At 39.8% G+C, this 15,323-nt stretch carries 15 protein-coding genes; 12 read left to right on the forward strand and 3 right to left on the reverse strand.

Translation table 11 applies throughout. The annotated features are described in order from the left end of the window. The first annotated feature begins 6 nt into the window (after positions 1-6). From JM79_RS01285 to JM79_RS01295, 3 genes are read left to right on the forward strand one after another with little or no spacing between them, the layout of a single operon-like run. Positions 7-1,191, forward strand: a complete 1,185-nt coding sequence (locus tag JM79_RS01285) for a phosphoglycerate kinase (RefSeq protein WP_141876432.1) — start codon at positions 7-9, stop codon at positions 1,189-1,191. Between the two features lie 48 nt (positions 1,192-1,239). Next, positions 1,240-2,820 (forward strand): lytic transglycosylase domain-containing protein, encoded by a 1,581-nt coding sequence (locus JM79_RS01290; protein WP_141876433.1) that lies wholly within the window; start codon positions 1,240-1,242, stop codon positions 2,818-2,820. Between the two features lie 27 nt (positions 2,821-2,847). After that, entirely contained in the window at positions 2,848-3,828 is a 981-nt protein-coding gene (locus JM79_RS01295; RefSeq protein ID WP_141876434.1) for a DUF4837 family protein, read from the forward strand. A gap of 50 nt (positions 3,829-3,878) precedes the next feature. Here JM79_RS01295 and JM79_RS01300 read toward each other — a convergent pair whose 3' ends face one another. Continuing rightward, the gene (locus JM79_RS01300) at positions 3,879-4,088 is read right to left on the reverse strand and encodes a twin-arginine translocase TatA/TatE family subunit (RefSeq protein WP_026913640.1); all 210 of its coding nucleotides are present in this window, start codon (positions 4,086-4,088) and stop codon (positions 3,879-3,881) included. 157 nt (positions 4,089-4,245) lie between these two features. Here JM79_RS01300 and JM79_RS01305 point away from each other — a divergent pair, with 157 nt between their 5' ends. The 7 genes from JM79_RS01305 to JM79_RS01335 are packed head-to-tail and all read left to right on the forward strand — an operon-like array spanning position 4,246 to position 11,481. Further along, positions 4,246-5,115, forward strand: coding sequence for a M23 family metallopeptidase (locus JM79_RS01305; protein ID WP_141876435.1), 870 nt, complete (start codon positions 4,246-4,248; stop codon positions 5,113-5,115). Between the two features lie 3 nt (positions 5,116-5,118). Beyond that, the gene (locus tag JM79_RS01310) at positions 5,119-6,612 is read left to right on the forward strand and encodes a GH3 auxin-responsive promoter family protein (protein ID WP_141876436.1); all 1,494 of its coding nucleotides are present in this window, start codon (positions 5,119-5,121) and stop codon (positions 6,610-6,612) included. Between the two features lie 9 nt (positions 6,613-6,621). After that, positions 6,622-8,310 (forward strand): hypothetical protein, encoded by a 1,689-nt coding sequence (locus tag JM79_RS01315; RefSeq protein WP_141876437.1) that lies wholly within the window; start codon positions 6,622-6,624, stop codon positions 8,308-8,310. 9 nt (positions 8,311-8,319) lie between these two features. Continuing rightward, complete coding sequence (gene rfbC, locus JM79_RS01320; protein ID WP_141876438.1) at positions 8,320-8,862, forward strand: dTDP-4-dehydrorhamnose 3,5-epimerase; 543 nt, start codon at positions 8,320-8,322, stop codon at positions 8,860-8,862. Next, positions 8,859-9,710, forward strand: a complete 852-nt coding sequence (rfbD, locus tag JM79_RS01325) for a dTDP-4-dehydrorhamnose reductase (RefSeq protein WP_141876439.1) — start codon at positions 8,859-8,861, stop codon at positions 9,708-9,710. The genes rfbC and rfbD overlap by 4 nt, the downstream gene beginning before the upstream one ends. A gap of 9 nt (positions 9,711-9,719) precedes the next feature. Further along, positions 9,720-10,709: a UDP-glucuronic acid decarboxylase family protein gene (locus JM79_RS01330; RefSeq protein ID WP_141876440.1), complete on the forward strand. Its 990-nt coding sequence runs from the start codon at positions 9,720-9,722 to the stop codon at positions 10,707-10,709. Between the two features lies 1 nt (position 10,710). After that, complete coding sequence (locus JM79_RS01335) at positions 10,711-11,481, forward strand: glycosyltransferase family A protein (protein WP_141876441.1); 771 nt, start codon at positions 10,711-10,713, stop codon at positions 11,479-11,481. Here the strand turns inward: JM79_RS01335 and JM79_RS01340 are convergent. Further along, on the reverse strand, positions 11,471-12,781 hold the full coding sequence (locus JM79_RS01340; protein ID WP_141876442.1) for a phenylacetate--CoA ligase family protein: 1,311 nt from the start codon (positions 12,779-12,781) through the stop codon (positions 11,471-11,473). The two genes, JM79_RS01335 and JM79_RS01340, sit on opposite strands and share 11 nt — an antisense overlap. An 84-nt stretch (positions 12,782-12,865) precedes the next feature. Between JM79_RS01340 and purD the strand changes: the two genes are divergently transcribed. Next, positions 12,866-14,137, forward strand: a complete 1,272-nt coding sequence (gene purD / locus JM79_RS01345) for a phosphoribosylamine--glycine ligase (protein WP_141876443.1) — start codon at positions 12,866-12,868, stop codon at positions 14,135-14,137. Here the strand turns inward: purD and JM79_RS01350 are convergent. Continuing rightward, positions 14,129-14,356, reverse strand: coding sequence for a uracil phosphoribosyltransferase (locus tag JM79_RS01350; RefSeq protein ID WP_141876444.1), 228 nt, complete (start codon positions 14,354-14,356; stop codon positions 14,129-14,131). The genes purD and JM79_RS01350 overlap by 9 nt on opposite strands. A gap of 43 nt (positions 14,357-14,399) precedes the next feature. On the opposite strand from JM79_RS01350, the gene JM79_RS01355 reads away from it, so the two are divergent. After that, entirely contained in the window at positions 14,400-15,323 is a 924-nt protein-coding gene (locus tag JM79_RS01355; RefSeq protein WP_141876445.1) for a DUF6427 family protein, read from the forward strand.

Below are 15,323 nucleotides of genomic sequence, written 5' to 3' on the forward strand. Positions count from 1 at the left end.
AAACCTATGAAAACTATAGACGATTATAACTTTAAGAGTAAACAGGCTTTAATTCGAGTAGATTTTAATGTGCCTTTGAATGATGAGATGGAGGTGACTGATGCCAATAGAATAGAGGCTGCTAAACCTACAATCATCAAAATTCTTGAAGATGGCGGGAGCGTAGTTTTGATGTCGCACCTGGGTCGTCCAAAAGGAAAAGAAAGTAAATACTCGTTACAACATATACAGGACAAAGTTTCTGAAGTTCTTGGAGTAAGCGTAAAGTTTGTGGAAGACTGTACTGGTGAGGAAGTTGAAAAAGCTGCAAATGACCTGAAGTCTGGAGAAATTCTTTTACTGGAAAACCTCAGATTTCATGAGGAAGAGACTGCCGGGAATGAAGCTTTCGCTGAAAAACTGGCCAAACTAGGTGATATCTATGTAAACGATGCATTTGGGACTGCGCATAGAGCGCATGCTTCTACAACCATCGTAGCAAAATACTTTGAAGATAAGTGCTTTGGTTATTTATTAGCTAAGGAGATCAAAAGTCTTGACAAGGTTTTAAACAGTAGTGAAAAGCCGGTGACAGCTGTACTTGGTGGTGCGAAAGTGTCTTCTAAAATCACCGTAATAGAAAATATTCTTGATAAGATCGATCACCTCATCATTGGTGGTGGGATGACCTATACTTTTATTAAAGCTCAGGGCGGGCATATTGGTACTTCACTTGTGGAAGATGATAAACAGGAACTTGCTCTTGAAATCCTTAAAAAAGCTAAGGAAAAAGGCGTGGAAGTTCATTTACCGGTAGACTCAGTGATCGCAGATAGTTTTTCTGAACAGGCTAGCACACAGGTTGAGAGTGTGGATAATATTCCTGATGGTTGGATGGGACTTGATGTAGGACCAAAAACGGTTAGGAATTTCGCAAATGTGATTAAGGATTCCAAGATCATTCTCTGGAACGGTCCACTAGGAGTTTTTGAAATGGAGACATTTGCTCAGGGAACCATAGAACTTGGTAAAGCGATCGTGGAAGCTACAGAAAATGGTGCTTTCTCTTTAGTTGGAGGAGGAGATTCAGTTGCAGCTGTGAAACAATTTGGATTTGCAGATAAGGTGAGTTACGTTTCTACCGGTGGTGGAGCGATGCTGGAGATGCTTGAAGGAAAATCACTTCCGGGTATCGAGGCAATTAAGAATTAATCGGGTACGAAATTTGATTAATTCCCGTTTGTTATTCAAAACATTTTTATGCTGAAACGAAGATTTTTTGCAGTGCTGCTATTGGCAGGAATTTCTGGTTTTGCTCAGGAAAAAGATAAGAAGGTTCGTGAGGAAAAAGCGAATTTCAGAGTTCAGATATTTCAGAAAAGTGATGATACTGAAATCAAACTGACGGAACCAGATCCGGAATTTCAGAATAAACTGCCTATTTCCGCAGTGATCAGAGATTCTTCGAAAGTAGCGCTTTCAGATCTTCCAAAAGCAAAGACTATAGATTCTCTCTGGAGGCTGGAGCTTACAAATTCAGATCTTTTTGAAACCATGCAGAAGTCTATCGAAGATCAGGACTACGAAAAAGTCGTCTACGATGAGCTTCCTACAGATACTCTTAAGGCAAGGTTAGCCAGGCTGAATGCGAGAACACCTTTTAACGTAGAATACAATCCAATACTGGAATCGGTCATAAAATCATACCTGAAAAGGAATAAAAAGGGAATGGAGCGACTTATGGCGCTAAGTACCTACTACTTTCCGCTCTATGAGCAGGAATTGGATAAGTACGATGTTCCCTTGGAGATCAAATATCTTTCTATTGTAGAATCGGCTTTAAATCCCAGAGCGAAATCACGAGTTGGAGCTACAGGTTTATGGCAATTTATGTTTCCAACCGGGAAAATGCACGGACTTGATGTAAGTTCTTATGTAGATGAACGTATGGATCCATCTAGATCTACGGAAGCTGCAGCGCAGTATCTTTCCAGTTTATATAAAGTTTTTGGTGACTGGAACCTTGTACTTGCCTCTTATAATTCGGGTCCCGGAAATGTATCTAAAGCAATACGAAGAAGCGGTGGATCTACAGATTACTGGCACTTAAGAAGATTCCTTCCACGTGAAACGGCAGGTTATGTTCCTGCATTTCTGGCTACTTTATATCTTTTTGAATATGCCGATGAGCATAAATTCCAGCCTGCAAATCCAGATGTTGTGTTCTTTGAAACTGATACATTGCAGGTGAAGCAGTTGATCACTTTCGATCAAATATCTAAGGTAACGGGTGTAGAGAAAGAAATGCTTCAATTTCTCAATCCAAGTTACAAGCTTGATATAATTCCATTTGTTGAGGACGAAAAATATACGTTGAGATTGCCTAAACCGGCGATTGGTAAGTTTGTTTCCAATGAAAATGCGATCTATGATTTTGTAGATACTCAGGCAAAAGAAAAGGAAAAAGAACTACCTCAGTTAGTGAAAACCGAGGATAAGGTTCGTTACAGAGTGAGAAAAGGCGATTACCTTGGTAAGATCGCAGAAAAATACGGTGTTGGTGTTAGTAGTATAAGGCGTTGGAATAACATGCGTAGCAATAATTTAAGAATAGGACAGTATCTAACCATCTATCCTAGAAAGCCCGTAGCATCCTCTTCAAATACTTCTACAGCCTCTAATTCATCGAATCCAAAGATCTATACGGTTAAGAGTGGAGACAGTCTCTGGAGCATCTCAAAAAAGTTCCCGGGAGTTACGGTACAGAATTTGAGGAGTTGGAATGATATGAATACCAACAGCCTTAAACCTGGAATGAAGATCAAGATTTCCAAAGGTTAAGGTTCTAAAAAAACCTAATCCGAAAAAATGAAACGTAGCCTATTAGTACTAGCCAGTATTTTCCTGTTTTTTGCCTGCGAGGAAAGTAAAGATCAAAAGAAAGACGCCCGAATCCTATCAGATTCTTCCGGAAACATTAATCAGCTCACAGTCGTGATCGATAACCAGATGTGGGAAGGTGAAGTAGGAGAGGCCATAAGGACCAGATTTGCAGCTCCGGTAGATGGACTGCCCCAGGAAGAACCACTTTTCAGCTTAAGCCAGATACCACCGGAAACATTTAGCGGATTTGTACGTAACAGCAGGATCTTTTTAAAGATCGAAAACGGCAAACAGGGAATGGCTGTGATAAGTGATGAGTTTTCCCGTCCACAAAAAGGAATCGTACTTCAAGGGAAAAATTCACAGGATATTATAGATGTTATTGAAAGAAAGTCTGATACAATCATAGACATTCTGAAACAAACCGAACTAACAGAGAAGCAACGCCGAATTAGAAAATCACTTTCAGATGACGTAGCATTGAAAGAGAAATTTGGTATAGATCTAAAGTTTCCTTCAGCTTACAGATATGCTAAGGAAGAGGATAAATTCAGCTGGATAAGAAAAGAGATCCCAAAAGGAAGCATGGAAATACTTGTTTACGAGGTTCCTATGAGTTCTATAGATAATGATTCCAGCGTGGTTTCAAACATCATTAAAATGCGTGATTCTATTGGAGAAGCGATGATCCCGGGCCGACTGGAGGATTCCTATATGATCACTGAAAAAGCATATGCTCCATACTTATTCGAATCTACGGTAGATGGCAAATTTGCTTATGAAACAAGAGGTACATGGGAAGTACAGAATGATTTTATGGCCGGACCTTTCGTAAACTACGCCATAAAGGATAAAGCAAACAACAGGTATTTGATCCTGGAAGGATTTGTATTCTCACCATCGCGGGCAAAACGGGATAATATCTTCGAGCTCGATGCTATACTGCGATCGGCTAAACTAAACTAAAAAAAGCCCAACTGAAAAGTTGGGCTTTTTTTATATTCTAAAATACCGATTTACTTATTCTCTTCCGGTACTTTTTTACTATCGTCTGTAGTTGCAGGATTCTCATCATCCTTTGAAGCGTCTTTAAATTCTTTAATTCCGCTACCAAGGCCTCTCATTAATTCAGGGATTTTTCGTCCTCCAAAAAGCAACAATATTACCACTACAATCAGGATAATTTGTGGTGCTCCTATAGCCAAAGGCAAGATAAATGCGTTCATGTGTTATAATTTTGTTCTACAAACTTAACAAGAATAACCTAATATAAACGTTAAGAAGACAATAAATTGATGTATACCTGCTCACTAATAATAACGGTCACGGTCATTCAGGAATTCGAATTATTTTAATTTATCTTTGTAATACTCAATCACGGCTATGGCTGAAAACACAAAACCTAAAAAGAAGTTCGCTAAGAAACTGCTGCATAAGTACCGCATGGTGGTTCTTAACGAAGATACTTTTGAGGAAAGGTTCTCTTTTCGCTTAACAAGATTAAACGTTTTCGTAGCTGTTGGGATCTCAGCAATTCTTTTGATCGCTATGACTACCTTCCTGATTGCTTTTACACCTTTGAGGGAGTATATTCCTGGTTATTCTTCCGCAGAATTAAAGGAAAAAGCTACAAAACTGGCTTATACTTCAGATTCTCTGCAAAACAAGATGCGTATGAACGACCAGTATTTACAATCTATTCAGGATGCGCTACGAGGTGAGTTTGATGTACAGCAACTGGACAGGGATTCTATTCTAAGCCAGCCCATAACCGATCTGGAATATCAGGAGATCAACCGCATCAAGGCAGATAGTTTGTTGCGTGAAGAAGTTGCTGAAGAGGATAAATATAATATCCTGCCAACGGCTACAGATAATATCAATTTTTCACTCTTTCCGCCGGTTAAAGGAACTATTTCTGAAAGTTATAATATCGAAAATAAGCATTATGCTATAGATATCGTTACCACCAGGAATTCGCCAATAAAGTCGGTCGCAGATGGTCGCGTGATCTTTGCAGAGTGGACTGCGGAGACCGGGTATGTGATCATCATCGAACACAGTTATGGCTTGCTGTCTGTTTATAAACATAATGCTTCGCTGAGTAAAAGTCAGGGCGACATAGTACGATCTGGCGAGGTGATCGCTACTGCTGGTAATACCGGCGAATTTACTACAGGACCGCATTTACACTTTGAACTTTGGAACGAAGGAAATCCTGTGGATCCTTCAGAATATATTGATTTCAATTAATCTATGTCTATAAAATCTTTTGCTGCCGGGATCTTTGCTTCCTATGTTAGAAAAAAAATGAATAAATGGGCTGAGAATCCTCATGATACTCAGGAGAAAGTTTTTCAGCAATTATTGAAAAAAGGAGCAAATACCAAATTCGGTAAGGATCACCATTTTCAAAATATAAACAGTCATCAGGATTTCACAAAACAGGTTCCCGTAAGAGATTATGAAGAATTAAAGAATTATATGGACCTGATGGTTTCCGGAGAAGAGGATGTATTATGGCCCGGAAAACCTATGTATTACGCGAAAACTTCAGGAACCACCAGTGGAGCTAAATATATTCCGCTAACCAAAGACAGTATGCCCACGCATATAGAAGCTGCCAGAAATGCTATTTTATGCTATATCCATGATACCGGGAATAGTAAGTTCGTGGATGGTAAGATGATATTCCTGCAGGGAAGTCCGGAATTGCAGGAGAAAAATGGAGTGAAACTAGGCAGGTTATCGGGTATAGTGGCTCATTTTGTTCCAGGCTATCTTCAAAAGAACAGAATGCCTTCCTGGGAAACTAATTGTATCGACGATTGGGAGACCAAGGTGGATGCGATCGTAGAGGAAACTGTACAGGAAGATATGTCGGTTATAAGCGGGATTCCATCCTGGGTGCAAATGTATTTTGAACGATTGATCGATAAGACTGGCGAAAAGGTAGGTGATATTTTTCCAAATTTTGACCTGTTCATTTATGGTGGAGTTAATTACGAACCTTATCGCGCCAAATTCGAAAAACTGATTGGCAGAAGGGTGGATAGTATTGAATTATACCCTGCTTCGGAAGGTTTTTTTGCTTTTCAGGATAAGCAGAATGTTCATGGGATGCTGCTTCAGCTGGACTCCGGGATTTTTTACGAATTCATTGAAGCAGATAAATTCTTTGATGAAAATGCAGCACGTTTGCTTCTGAAGGATGTAGAGATTGGGGTGAACTATGTCATGATCATAAGTTCTACCGCTGGTCTATGGGCATATAATATTGGTGATACCATACAGTTCACTTCAGTAAAACCATATAGAGTCATAGTCTCCGGAAGGATCAAGCATTTTATTTCAGCTTTTGGAGAACATGTGATCGCGAAGGAAGTGGAAGAGGCCTTGCAGGAAGCAGTTAAAGATACGCAGGCTGCTATTAGCGAGTTTACGGTAGCACCACAAATAAGCCCGGATATTGATGAATTACCGTACCACGAATGGTTTATAGAATTTGAGAAAGAACCGCAGGATTTAGATCATTTTGCTGGAGTTATCGATAAAGCGATGCAACAGCAGAATTCATATTATAAGGATCTTATAGATGGAAGCATCCTTCAAAGGCTCAAGATCACTAAATTGCCACCAAATACATTTCAGCAATACATGAAATCCATTGGAAAGCTTGGAGGACAGAATAAACTGCCAAGATTATCCAATGACAGGAAGATTGCTGATAAATTAAATGAGATTATATAAAATAAAACTATGTCAATATTAAAGTTACAGGGAAGAACAAGAGCTCAGGAAAGTTCAGGAGCAATTGAACGAATGTATATCACGATGAGACACCTTTTCAACCGTGGTTTTTATAAGCCTATGGGTGTTTCCGGAGAAACTTTAAGGGAATCCTTACTTACACTACGTCCTGAGATTTACGGATCAATCGCGAACGAAAAAGCAGAACTGGAAGGTTTGCTATACGTTATAGATCGTTTACCACACGGTATCGAAGAATGCAGGTTTATAAATCTTACCAGCGATGAAGGTTACGGGAATTCGCATTTCAAGCCTATTATACCGCCTAAAAGACGTAGAAACTGCTATAGGATCGATGATGAGCAAATGAACATTGAGATCACTCGTGGTCGCTCAGAGATCTATGATATCCTTACGCATCTTACTTTTCTATTTATAGAATCGCATAAGATCATGAAAAGGGTGATTATTGATGAAGACGGAAGCGTGAACCGGGACTGGGAAAAGCTGGATTTTGCTGTAACTCAAAAAGATCCACTCACACAATCACAGCGGGAAATAGCTCTTACCCATACCGCCAGTATCCTGGGAAGAACTTTTTCAGATATCAATAAACTTTATCCTAAATTTAGCACACCAGACAATCCGGATAGATTTCTTAGAGTGATCTGGTCACTGGGAAAAATGGCGATCAAGGAAGCGGTTCAGAATGAAAAAAGAATCATCACTTTTAGCCCTGTGTTGCGGGAAAGACTGGGACATCACATTCATGGAGAAGTCTGGGCGAATGATATTAAGAGTTTTCTTACCAAAGAAGAACTTATTAAAAGACCAATTCATATCATCTCTGCGAATATGCATAGTGTAATGAACACCTTGTATACTCCCTGTGCTTTCAAAACAGAATTGAAAAAGAAAAAACCCCTTGATATTTACGAAGAACTAAGTGATAGTGGCAATGGCAACCTTAGAACAAAGATCACCAAATTTGCTCTGGATAACGGGATGACCTTTCTTGAAGATAAAAGTGGAACCAATATCGATGTGCAGATCTTTGATACTGCGCAATTGGAAGGTGGTTTCCAAACCGATAAATTCGCTGATATAGATCTTTCAGAAAAACCAGTACTAGTGGTCATGGACTACGCATTTGGTGAGCAGGCCTATGAAACTATGGATGAACTGCTTAAACCTTTTGATAACGATGGAAAAGAGATCAAGCTTAATGTGAAGTCGGTTTCCATTATGGGGAAAGCCGGAATTCTTGAAGGTGGAAAGGGAGATATCATGATCCCTGATGCCCATTTATTTGAAGGAACAGCAGATAATTATCCTTTTGAAAACCAGTTAAAGAAATCTGATCTCGAAGGCCAGGGAATCAGCGTGGTAGACGGAGCAATGATCACTGTACTGGGAACATCACTGCAGAATAAGGATATTCTAAGATTTTTCCATGATTCTACATGGAACGTTTGTGGACTGGAAATGGAAGGTGCTCATTATCAAAAGGCGATACAGGCAGCTTCCAGGTTACGAGGAAGTATTGATGAAGATGTTCAGGTAAGATATGCTTATTACGCATCAGATAATCCATTGGAAACAGGAAGTACGCTTGCTTCTGGGGGACTTGGAACATCTGGAGTAAAACCAACCTATCTTATTACTGAAAAGATCCTGGAACAGATCTTCAACTCCTAAAAACCGTTTATGCAAATCGAAAAAACTCCGCTAAAAGACTGCCTGCTCATCAAACCTACCATGTTTGAAGATCATCGCGGATTGTTTCTGGAGACCTATCATCGCAAGAGGTTGGCAGAATTTAGTGGTATAGATGCTGAATTTGTTCAGGATAATCAATCCATGTCGCATTATGGTGTCTTACGAGGTCTGCATTATCAACAGGGAGAATTCGCTCAAACTAAGATCGTAAGAGTGATCCACGGGAAGGTTTTGGATGTGGTGGTGGATTTACGACCAGATTCTCCGAGTTTTAAAAAGACTTTTTCAGTCATACTGGACGATGAGAATTTGTTTCAGCTATATGTTCCCAAAGGTTTTGGACATGGCTTTGTAACGCTTTCCAAACGTTCTGTTTTTGCTTATAAATGTGATCATTATTATACTCCAGGCTCTGAAGCCGGAATTAGATACAATGATCCCGATCTCAATATCGACTGGAATTTTCCAGAAGATCAAATGATCTTATCAGATAAAGACAAAGAGCTTCCATTTCTAAAAGATGTATTTTGAAGAATATCCTGGTAACCGGTGCAAATGGTCAGTTAGGTTCATGTTTTAGAAAGCATAGAAAAAAATACCCCGATTTTAACTTTGATTTCAAAAGCTCGAAAGAGCTGGATATTAGCAATTTTGCAGAAGTAGAAAGGCTATTCTCTTCGCGATCTTATGATTTCTGTATTAACGCCGCGGCTTATACCAATGTAGAAAAAGCAGAATCTGAGAAAGAAAAGGCATTCCAGATCAATGCTGAAGCGGCAGGTAAACTTGCAGAAGTTTGTGCCGCAAAGCAGGTTAAAATGATCCATTTCTCAACCGATTATGTTTTCGACGGAAGCAAAACAGAAGCTTACCTCGAAACCGATGATGTAAATCCTATCAATGTTTATGGGGCATCCAAGTTAGCGGGAGAGAGACAGATCAGTGAAGCTCTTGATGATCATTTAATCTTCAGAACGAGTTGGTTGTATTCAGAATTTGGACATAATTTCTTTTGTACGATCTTAAAAAAAGCTGCTGAAAAAGCGACCTTAAATATTACTACTACGCAGCTTGGTACTCCAACCAACGCCAACGACCTGGCCATGTATGTTCTGGATGGCATTCAGAAAAATTCGTCTGCAACCGGCATTTACCATTTTAGCAACCTGGGACAGGCGAGCTGGTATGATTTCGCCGAAGAAATATTGAATTACTCCAGAAAAATAGACCAGGTAGTTCTGATTAAAACGGGATTTTTTAAGACCTTGGCTGAAAGACCTGAATATAGTGTGCTTTCCAAGGGAAAAGCAGTACAAGAGTTCGGTGAGATTAAGGACTGGAGAAAGAGTCTGCGGGACTTGATCGATGAGGTTGTTTAAAACGAGAATATGGCTAAAAGAATACTAATTACCGGAGCAGCGGGATTTTTAGGATCTCACTTATGTGACCGGTTTATCAGGGAAGGTTATTCTGTTATTGGAATGGATAATCTTATTACTGGTGATCTTAAGAATATTGAACATCTCATCAAGGAAAAGAATTTCGAATTTCATCATCATGATATTACTAAATTCGTTCATGTCGCTGGAGATCTTGATTATATATTGCACTTTGCCTCCCCAGCGAGTCCTATAGATTATTTGAAAATTCCTATACAAACCTTGAAGGTTGGTTCCTTTGGAACCCATCACTGTCTTGGTCTGGCAAAGGAAAAAAATGCCAGAATTCTTATTGCTTCCACTTCTGAAGTATACGGAGATCCTTTGGTACATCCGCAGAACGAAGATTATTACGGGAATGTGAACACGATAGGCCCTCGAGGAGTTTATGATGAAGCAAAACGTTTTCAGGAATCTATCACCATGGCGTATCATAGATTTCACGGACTGGAAACAAGAATCGCGAGAATTTTCAACACATATGGCCCGCGTATGCGACTTAATGATGGTCGAGTGATTCCAGCTTTTATTGGTCAGGCATTGAGGGGAGAGGACCTTACCGTTTTTGGAGATGGTTCGCAAACACGTTCTTTCTGCTTTGTGGATGACCAGGTAGAAGGCATTTACCGACTTTTACTTAGCGACTATTCCAATCCCGTAAATATTGGAAATCCTGATGAAATCACGATCCTTGATTTTGCAAAAGAGATCATTAAACTAACCGGAACAGATCAGAAGATCGTTTTTCAGGAATTACCGCAGGATGATCCAATGCAACGTCAGCCCGATATTACGAGAGCCAAGGAAATTCTGGGCTGGGAACCTCAGGTCTCAAGGAGTGAGGGTATGAAGATCACCTATGACCACTTCCGGAGTATGAGTAAAGAGGAACTGGATAAGAGAGAGCACAAGGATTTTTCAGCACATATTAGACGATAGAATGAAGGAGGGACTGGTGTCTGTCATAATGCCTGCTTACAATAGTGCAGCCTACATTGCTGATGCAATTCGCTCTGTAATTTGCCAGACTTACCATAACTGGGAACTGCTTATCGTAAATGATGCTTCCAATGATTCCACTGCACAGATCCTGCAGAAATTTGATTCCGAAGAAAATAGAATCAGGGTTTTTACCAATTCGGCGAATAAAGGAACTGCGTACTCCCGCAACAAAGCGATTGAAGCTGCAGAGGGACAGTTTATCTCATTTCTGGATGCAGATGACCTCTGGAAGGAAAATAAGCTGAAGAAACAGCTAGAAGTTCTTTCCAAGACTAATGTCGCGGCTTGTTTCTCCAGTTACCAGTTGATGCATGACACTGGAAAAAAAAGCAATATTATCATTCAAGCCTTACCAGTGTTGAGTCATCGAAGGTTGCTCAAAGCAAATTATGTAGGGAACTTAACTGGTATTTATAATGCCGGACTGTTAGGAAAGATCTATGCTCCAGACCTTCGGAAGCGCCAGGACTGGGCAATGTGGTTAAGAGTTATTGAAGAAGGTGGACCTATGGAAGGAATCTGGGAATCCCTGGCCTATTATAGACTTCGGAAGAATTCCATTTCAGGCAATAAACTGGAAATGCTGAAATATAATTACAAGGTTTACCGCCTTGCGGGCTTTGGCCGAAGAGCATCGCTTAAAAAAATGCTTATTTTCCTGAACGAGCAATTCTTTGTAAAATCGAAGCAGAAATTAACTATTGAATAAGCGAGGTAAATTGTTTTAGTTTCCCGCTTTTAGTGCGTTTAAGTACCTCATTTTTCTGAAAGCCGATCTTCAGATCTTTTCCCACATATATTTCGATCGCCTTCATAATACTTTTTCTCTGAACCTCAGAAAGTTTGATATCGCTCACATAATCTATATGAAAAGTATCCAGGCTGGTTTGAGTAATAATAAATTCCCTGATGTTTCCGCTGTCTTCTATAATGGTTTTCGTGACATAATAGAAGGTTAATCCTGGAACTACTTTCCCATCTGGTAAACGGGCGATATCATTCGTACGACCCACTAATTTTTCCAGAACAGGCTTTTTAAGGGTACTTCTGGTAGATAAAGCCCCTGTATCCCCAATATCATAGCGTATCATTGGGTGAGCATAGTTATATAAAGCCGTGATCACAATCCGGCCCTCCTCACCATAGGGCAATATCCTGTCATTCGCATCGAGAATCTCCACGTAAAGATCTTCAGAATTTACGATCCAGTGATGGTTAGGATCCTCGAAAGCAATAAGTCCAACCTCGCTTGCGCCGTATTCATTGATCACCGGGACTCCCAGAACATTTTCGATCAGTTCTTTATCATTTTTAAAGAGTCTTTCAGAAGTTACAATGCATATTTTAAGACTTGGACAAAGATCCTTCAGCAGGATTTCGCGATCCTTTAAAAATTTTGCGAATAGCAGGATGGCACTGGTGTAACCATTCAGATAATTGAAATCTGCCTTTTTAAAACGTTCCAGAAACGATTCCATTTTCTGTTCACTAAGATCAAAAATATTGAACCTCCGCCTCAGGCTTATTCTGTCCTTCAATCGTTCCTGCACATTTCCGAAGAAATCAAGAGGAATTCCGTAGAACCTGGCCTGTAACGAGGTGTTAAGATCGATTCCATACCAGGAATAGCGATCCTGAAAACCAGCCCAGCTCAAGGCATGAGCAAACCTGTTTTTGGCAAATATAAATGGATGTCCACTGCTTCCGGAAGTTTTCCCTACATAAGCCGACTTCGTTGTATACGTAGAACTTAACCTATCCTTGAGCGGTTGTTGCAGATCAGATTTTTTCATGATCGGGACTTTGCTCCAATCGTCAAAACCTTCCCATTTAAAAAAATCGCGGTAAAAATCGTTATGCTGAATATGATAGTCCAGCAATAGATTTCTCTGCCGGTATTGATACTTCTCATATTCGGCTTCAGGGATGTTCTTAACCTCCTCGAGTTTTTTCTGAGCCCGCTGAATAGGGAATTTATTGAGTTGTAAAGATAATCTGAACCAATCCAAGTGTAGAAGCGCTTTTTTAACGAATTTATTGGTGCTTCAATGTACAAACATTTATTTTTGATGCAACAATTAAAATTTGAAGCTATGAATATTCTCATTCTTGGTTCCGGTGGACGCGAGCATACTTTTGCCTGGAAGATTGCCCAAAGTGATCTATGCGATAAACTTTATGTAGGACCCGGGAATGCCGGCACAGCAGCTATTGCAGAAAACCTGGATATCAATCCGATTGATTTTGCTCAGGTAGGAAAAGTTGCCCTGGCAAAGAATATTGATATGATCGTGGTTGGACCGGAAGATCCTCTAGTCAAAGGAATCGTGGATTTCTTTAAGAATGATGATCAATTAAAGCATATTCAAATGATCGGGCCTTCTCAGCGCGGAGCTTTATTGGAAGGTAGTAAGGAACGTGCCAAGGAATTTATGGCTCTCTACAATATACCTACTGCTGCCTATGAGAGTTTCAGTTTTGAAAGTTTACAGGCAGGGAAACGTTTTCTGGAAACTTTAAAACCTCCTTACGTGTTGAAAGCCGATGGTTTGGCTGCAGGGAAGGGAGTGCTTATTATTGAAGATCTGGACGAAGCTAAAAAGGAACTGGAAAACATGCTTTCAGGGAAGTTTGGTGCGGCTAGTCAGAAGGTGGTGATCGAAGAATTCCTTGATGGGATCGAATTAAGCGTATTTGTACTAACCGATGGTGAGAATTATAAGATCCTTCCAACGGCAAAAGATTATAAAAGAATAGGCGAGGGGGACACCGGCCTTAATACCGGTGGTATGGGGGCAATTTCACCTGTACCTTTTGCAGATGAAACCCTAATGAAAAAGATCGAGGACCGTATCGTGAAACCAACGGTGAATGGTCTTAAAGCTGAAGATATCGATTACAAAGGCTTTGTTTTTATAGGTTTGATCAAAGTAGGGAATGAGCCTTATGTGATCGAGTATAATGTTAGAATGGGTGATCCTGAAACTGAAGTCGTATTACCAAGAATAAAGTCTGATCTGGTTGCATTACTGGAATCTGCCTGGAAAGGTGAACTAAATACTGCAAGTCTTGAAATCGATGAACGGTCTGCGACAACAGTGATGCTGGTATCTGGAGGTTACCCGGAATCTTATGAAAAAGGAAAGCCTATCACAGGACTGGAAAAAGTTAAAGATTCTCTCGTATTCCATGCAGGAACGAGCAGAACTGAAGAAGGAGTTGTAACTAGTGGAGGCCGCGTAATAGCGGTAAGTTCCTTTGCGGATGATTACAAACAGGCACTAAAAAAATCTTACCAAAGTGCAGAATTGTTGCAATTTGATAAGATGTATTTTAGAAAGGATTTAGGTTTTGACCTATCCTAAGAATGAATGTGAAGTAGATTCTCTGTTTTCTTCGTTATTATCGTTAAAGGATTTTAGCTGCTTCATCCAGTAAAGAAAAGCTAGAAAACCAATAGCCATAAAGATCCAGTTCAATCCATTGGCAAGAAACCAGGAATCAAGTTCCAAAGCTCTTAATTCGTCTAATGGAGCCAGGAGTAACCCAAACAAATCTTCTATTCCTTCAAAAAAATCTTTCATGATCGTATCATTAATTGTGACTACAAAAATATAAAAACTACCAATGCTAACAAGCTTTTTTAGCAAATCCAAACCTATTAACCTTACAGTGATCGTTCTGCTGCTGGTAATCTTTTATACCGGCGTGAACTTTTTTCACTGGGAAAATGGTTTCGAGATACTGGATTTACTGCAAAAGATTGGTGTTTTGGGTTTGCTTGTTCTAAGCTTGTTCGTGCTCAATTTTATCGCAAAGAAAAATGAACTCACTAAGCGGAGTGCTTATAAAACCCTGCTTTTTGCAATTTTCGCAATCAGTTTTAGTGAACTTCTGGCTAATACGCCGGTAATCATTTCCAATCTTTGCATCCTGCTCGCCTTACGGAGAATCATTAGCCTCAAATCACACAAATTTGTACAGCAAAAGATCTTTGATGCAACTTTCTGGATAGCCATTGCCACCCTTTATAACTTCTGGTCGGTACTGTTCTTTCTGCTTATATTTTTCGCGATTCTTAATTTTGCTTCAGCTTTCAAAAACTGGCTGGTACCTTTTGTAGCTTTTCTTGCGGTAGCTATCCTGACGGTAACATTTCATCTTCTTGCTTATGACGAGTTCTATACATTGAATGACTGGTTTCAGACCAGTAATTTTGACTTTAGTCGTTATAACGTAGCATCGATACTAGTTCCATTAAGTATCATTCTGGGCTTGCTTTTCTGGACACTTATTCAATATTTCAGTGCGATACAGAAGGCAAGTATTACCAGAAGACCGGTGTTAAGCATGATCCTGTTCTGCCTGGTAATTTCTATTGCTGTTGCGATCTTCGCACCGACTAAAAATGGAAGTGAACTTATATTCTTCTTTGTACCTCTTAGTATCATTGCTTCTAACTATTTTGATAGCAAGAAGGATCGCATATTCAAGGAAATACTACTGGCAGTGCTAATTCTTATGCCATTTGTCCTGGTTTTTCTGGGTTAA

Origin of the sequence: Gramella sp. Hel_I_59 (assembly GCF_006714895.1) — a bacterium.
GTDB lineage: Bacteria > Bacteroidota > Bacteroidia > Flavobacteriales > Flavobacteriaceae > Christiangramia.

Coding starts and splice junctions, on each gene's coding strand:
- JM79_RS01285 (WP_141876432.1), top strand. CDS start 7: ATGAAAACTATAGACGATTATAACTTTAAGAGTAAACAGGCTTTAATT.
- JM79_RS01290 (WP_141876433.1), top strand. CDS start 1,240: ATGCTGAAACGAAGATTTTTTGCAGTGCTGCTATTGGCAGGAATTTCT.
- JM79_RS01295 (WP_141876434.1), top strand. CDS start 2,848: ATGAAACGTAGCCTATTAGTACTAGCCAGTATTTTCCTGTTTTTTGCC.
- JM79_RS01300 (WP_026913640.1), bottom strand. CDS start 4,088: ATGAACGCATTTATCTTGCCTTTGGCTATAGGAGCACCACAAATTATC.
- JM79_RS01305 (WP_141876435.1), top strand. CDS start 4,246: ATGGCTGAAAACACAAAACCTAAAAAGAAGTTCGCTAAGAAACTGCTG.
- JM79_RS01310 (WP_141876436.1), top strand. CDS start 5,119: ATGTCTATAAAATCTTTTGCTGCCGGGATCTTTGCTTCCTATGTTAGA.
- JM79_RS01315 (WP_141876437.1), top strand. CDS start 6,622: ATGTCAATATTAAAGTTACAGGGAAGAACAAGAGCTCAGGAAAGTTCA.
- rfbC (WP_141876438.1), top strand. CDS start 8,320: ATGCAAATCGAAAAAACTCCGCTAAAAGACTGCCTGCTCATCAAACCT.
- JM79_RS01330 (WP_141876440.1), top strand. CDS start 9,720: ATGGCTAAAAGAATACTAATTACCGGAGCAGCGGGATTTTTAGGATCT.
- JM79_RS01335 (WP_141876441.1), top strand. CDS start 10,711: ATGAAGGAGGGACTGGTGTCTGTCATAATGCCTGCTTACAATAGTGCA.
- purD (WP_141876443.1), top strand. CDS start 12,866: ATGAATATTCTCATTCTTGGTTCCGGTGGACGCGAGCATACTTTTGCC.
- JM79_RS01350 (WP_141876444.1), bottom strand. CDS start 14,356: ATGAAAGATTTTTTTGAAGGAATAGAAGATTTGTTTGGGTTACTCCTG.
- JM79_RS01355 (WP_141876445.1), top strand. CDS start 14,400: ATGCTAACAAGCTTTTTTAGCAAATCCAAACCTATTAACCTTACAGTG.